The organism is Synechococcus sp. H55.9, from assembly GCF_047462355.1.
Classification (GTDB): Bacteria; Cyanobacteriota; Cyanobacteriia; order Thermostichales; family Thermostichaceae; genus Thermostichus.
Genome location: NZ_JANSJB010000004.1, coordinates 1 through 3,892, shown reverse-complemented (window position 1 = coordinate 3,892; position 3,892 = coordinate 1). Strand labels below are relative to the sequence as shown.

The window sequence follows — 3,892 nt, the reverse complement described above, 5'->3', positions numbered from 1 at the left end:
AAGGCAGCCACCGACAGGGAAAAATGCTGCGGCAAAATCGAGTCCAGGTAGCGGGCAAGGCCGGTGTTAAACAGACGAGAGACAATGCGCACCTGCGGGTTGAGATCCCGAATCAAGAGAGCCAGCTCGAAGTTGGCTTGGTCGTTGTCCTCCACAAGCAATGCCACCTTGATCCGCTCGATCCCAGCCCGGCGCAACACCTCCGGCTGATGGGGATCCCCCTCTAGGTATTGCCACTGCTCTTTTAATAAAGAAGGCCGCGGGCCGGGAGCCACCACCACCGCGCGCTGTCCAAAGTCTTCCAGAATCTGCAGCGTCAACGCTGCCAAGTCGTTGTAGCCACAGACCAGGATGAAAACACCCGGATCCCGGCCATTGTCCTGCAGTTGCTCATCCAGCCATTGATGAGAAAGGGATCCCACCATACTCCACCACCTACCCTGCTCCCTTTATACCCAAGGCAGGTCTAGAACCCCGCCCTACCCAAAATATTCCGGTAAGGGATCCCCTTGCCCGGCCAGCCGCGATGAGAAGCGACCTTGGCTCTTGTTTCCAGCGAGAGTTGGCGGATCTTGGGCCAAACGGTTCAAAGATGAGAACGACTCCCAACAGCTTGACTCGGTACTCAGGATCCTCTATCATTGCCCCAGAGCAAAGTTCTTGAATAAAAATCTCAATAAGCTTGGCCTAGAGAAGGGTCAAAAGGCCGGCATTTGAGGGAACTGCCCTGATTCAGGGAGGGGGTTTTCAAGTGCTTTCTCGGGTAAAGGCATTGCTGACTGGGTCAATGCAGCAGCCTTTCTTGAAATGTTTTTGAGTTTAGGAGTTGGGTATGCGCTTATCGCGACGGCAACTGGTCAGCGGAGCCGCGCTGGGCTCTGTAGCCTTGGCGGCAGGCTTGCTGGGGCGTCCGGCCCGCGGCGCCAACCGGGAGGTGAACCTCTACACCTCTCGGCACTACGGCACCGATGAAAAATTGTACGACCTCTTCAAACAGAAAACGGGCATTACTGTCAATTGGGTGCAGGGCAACGCCGACGAGATTGCCCAGCGCATCCGCAGCGAGGGATCCAACAGCCCTGCCGATATCTTTATGACCGTAGATATTGCCCGGCTGTGGCGCGCCCAGAACGAAGGCCTGTTTCAGCCCATCCAGTCCGAGACGCTCTCTAAGAACATCCCGGAATCGCTGCGGGATCCGGAAGGCTACTGGTTTGGCCTAACCAAGCGGGCCAGGGTGATCATGTACAACAAAGACAAGGTGGATCCCAAGGAGCTCTCCACCTACGAAGATCTGGCCAACCCCAAGTGGCGGGGCAAGGTGCTCACCCGCTCCTCCAGCAATGTGTACAGCCAATCTCTGACGGCTTCCATCATCTTGGCGCACGGGATCCCAGAAACCGAACAGTGGGCGCGGGGCTTGGTGGCCAACTTCGCCCGCCCGCCGGAAGGGGGAGACATTGATCAAATCAAAGCCGTGGCTGCCGGAGTGGGGGATGTGGCGCTGTCCAACACCTACTATTTGCCGCGTTTGATCAAATCCGACAATCCTGAAGATCGGGCCGTAGCCGAAAAGATCGGCGTCTTCTTTCCCAACCAACAGGATCGCGGCACCCACGTCAACATCAGCGGCGCCGGCATTCTGAAAACAGCTCCCAACAAAGAGGCCGCCATCCAGTTTCTGGAGTTCCTCTCCGGCCCAGAGGCGCAGGCCATCTTTGCCCAGAGCAACAACGAATACCCGGTGCTGCCGGGGGCGGAGATCGACTCGGTGGTGGCCAGCCTTGGCACCTTCAAGGAAGACACGATCAACGCCGCCAGCATTGGCCGCGTTACCCCCGATGCCCTGAAAGTGATGGATCGGGCCGGTTGGCGATGAAAAGCGCCGGGGTTGCCGAGAGCTTTCTTCTTGGCTCCCCGGTTGCAGCCCCAAAGCAGAACCAAGTCCCAAGTTTGAGTCTTGAGACTTAGCTTCTTTGTTTTTTCCTAAGATTTGCCTGACAATTGGGAAACAGTACGGTGAAGAAAAAGTTTTTGCCAGCTCTCAGGGATTTCAATTGCAATTGATGGAAAAGTTAGCTTGGCTAAATCTGGGTAAACGCTTTGACCATTCTCTCAAGAGAGCTTGGACGCGCTGGTTCAGCGGTTGGACGTTGCTGACCTTAGCCCTGACGGGCTTAATTTTGATTCCCACTCTGACGGTTCTCCTCAGCCTTTTTGCTGATGAGCGGCAGGTTTGGGAGCACCTGGCCGACACGGTCTTGGGGCTGTACGTGCGCAACAGCCTGCTGATGATGGTGGGGGTGGCGCTGGGAGTCATCCTGGTGGGCAGCGGCACTGCCTGGCTGGTGACAATGTGCGAATTCTGGGGGCGGGCCTGGCTAGAGTGGATGCTGGTGTTGCCCCTGGCGGCTCCCACTTATGTGTTGGCCTACGCTTACACCGATTTTTTGCAAGTAACCGGCGGCTTCCAGACCTGGCTGCGGCGGGTTACCGGCTGGGGGATCGGCGACTACTGGTTCCCCAACATTCGCTCCTTGTGGGGGGCGATCCTGCTGCTCGTCCTCACCCTCTACCCCTATGTGTATCTCTCGGCGCGGCTGGCCTTCCAGGAACAGTCGGTGGTCTGTTTGGAGGTGAGCCGCTCCTTGGGCTACGGGCCGTGGGCTAGCTTTTTCCGGGTGGCCTTGCCCTTGGCCCGGCCGGGGATCGTGGCCGGCTGTCTGCTGGCTTTGATGGAGACCCTGAACGATTTCGGCACCGTCAGCTATTTTGGGGTCGATACCTTTACTACCGGCATCTACCGCACCTGGACAGCTCTGGGCAATCCTGTGGCAGCAGCTCAGCTTTCAGCGCTGCTTTTGCTGTTGGTGTTGCTACTGATGGCCCTGGAGCAATTTTCCCGCCGGCGGGCGCGCTACTATCGCCAAGGATTCAAGCCAAACCCAAGTCGTTATCCCTTGCACGGGATCCGGGGGGTGGGGGCGTGGCTGGCCTGTGGGATCCCGATTGGGCTGGGCTTCGTTATCCCTGCCCTGATCCTGCTCCATATGACCCTGCGCCAGGGGGAATTGGGCCGCCGCTTTTGGAGCTACGCCCAGAACAGCTTTCTCCTCTCGACGATCACGGCGGTGATCGCCGTCTTGGTGGCAGTGGCGGTGCTGTACGGTTTGCGGCTGCAGCGGGCCTGGGGCCTGCGGCTGGCGGTGCGGCTATCTTCCCTGGGCTACGCGCTACCGGGCGTGGTGATTGCAGTAGGAGTTCTGATTCCCCTGGGGCAACTGGATCAACTGCTGAGCTACTTGCGGCAGGCGCTCTTTCAACAGCCGCCCGGTCTGGTGATCAGCGGCACTATTGTGGCGTTGGTGTTTGGCTATCTGGTGCGCTTTTTGGCGGTGGCTCTGTCCACCGTCGAGGCGACGCTAGCGCGCATTCCTCCCAGCCTGGACGAGGCAGCCCGCAGCTTGGGGCAGGGATCCCTGGGCACCCTGTGGCGGGTGCACCTGCCCCTGATGGGGGGCGGGATCCTGGGAGCGATGCTGCTGGTGTTTGTAGATGTGATGAAGGAGCTGCCGGCCACGATGGTGTTGCGGCCCTTTAACTTCGATACCTTGGCCGTCCACACCTACCGCATGGCTGCCGACGAACGCCTGGCCGAGGCCGGCGCCCCCGCCTTGGCGATTGTCCTGGTGGGGATTTTGCCGGTGATCCTGCTCAACGCCCAGATAGCCCAGCGACGCAATCTAGGCTCCTCAAATAAAACGTCTCCCTACGTCCTTCCCTAACTCCCCTCTCCCTCTGGGAGAGGGGTTGGGGGTGAGGGTACCTCTGGGAGAGGGGTTGGGGGTGAGGGTACCTCTGGGAGAGGGGTTGGGGGTGAGGGTACCTCTGG

The 3,892-nt window shown here is 59.1% G+C and carries 3 protein-coding genes; 2 read left to right on the top strand and 1 reads right to left on the bottom strand.

Annotation, left to right across the window (positions count from 1 at the left end; all coding sequences use genetic code 11):
* Positions 1–425 (bottom strand): NAD-binding protein (locus NW857_RS01065; RefSeq protein ID WP_414367740.1); only part of this gene is annotated, 425 nt, incomplete at its 3' end.
* Between the two features lie 401 nt (positions 426–826).
* Between NW857_RS01065 and NW857_RS01060 the strand changes: the two genes are divergently transcribed.
* On the top strand, positions 827–1,879 hold the full coding sequence (locus tag NW857_RS01060; RefSeq protein ID WP_414337242.1) for a Fe(3+) ABC transporter substrate-binding protein: 1,053 nt from the start codon (positions 827–829) through the stop codon (positions 1,877–1,879).
* A gap of 187 nt (positions 1,880–2,066) precedes the next feature.
* Entirely contained in the window at positions 2,067–3,785 is a 1,719-nt protein-coding gene (locus NW857_RS01055; RefSeq protein ID WP_414367739.1) for an ABC transporter permease, read from the top strand.
* Positions 3,786–3,892: the final 107 nt, after the last annotated feature.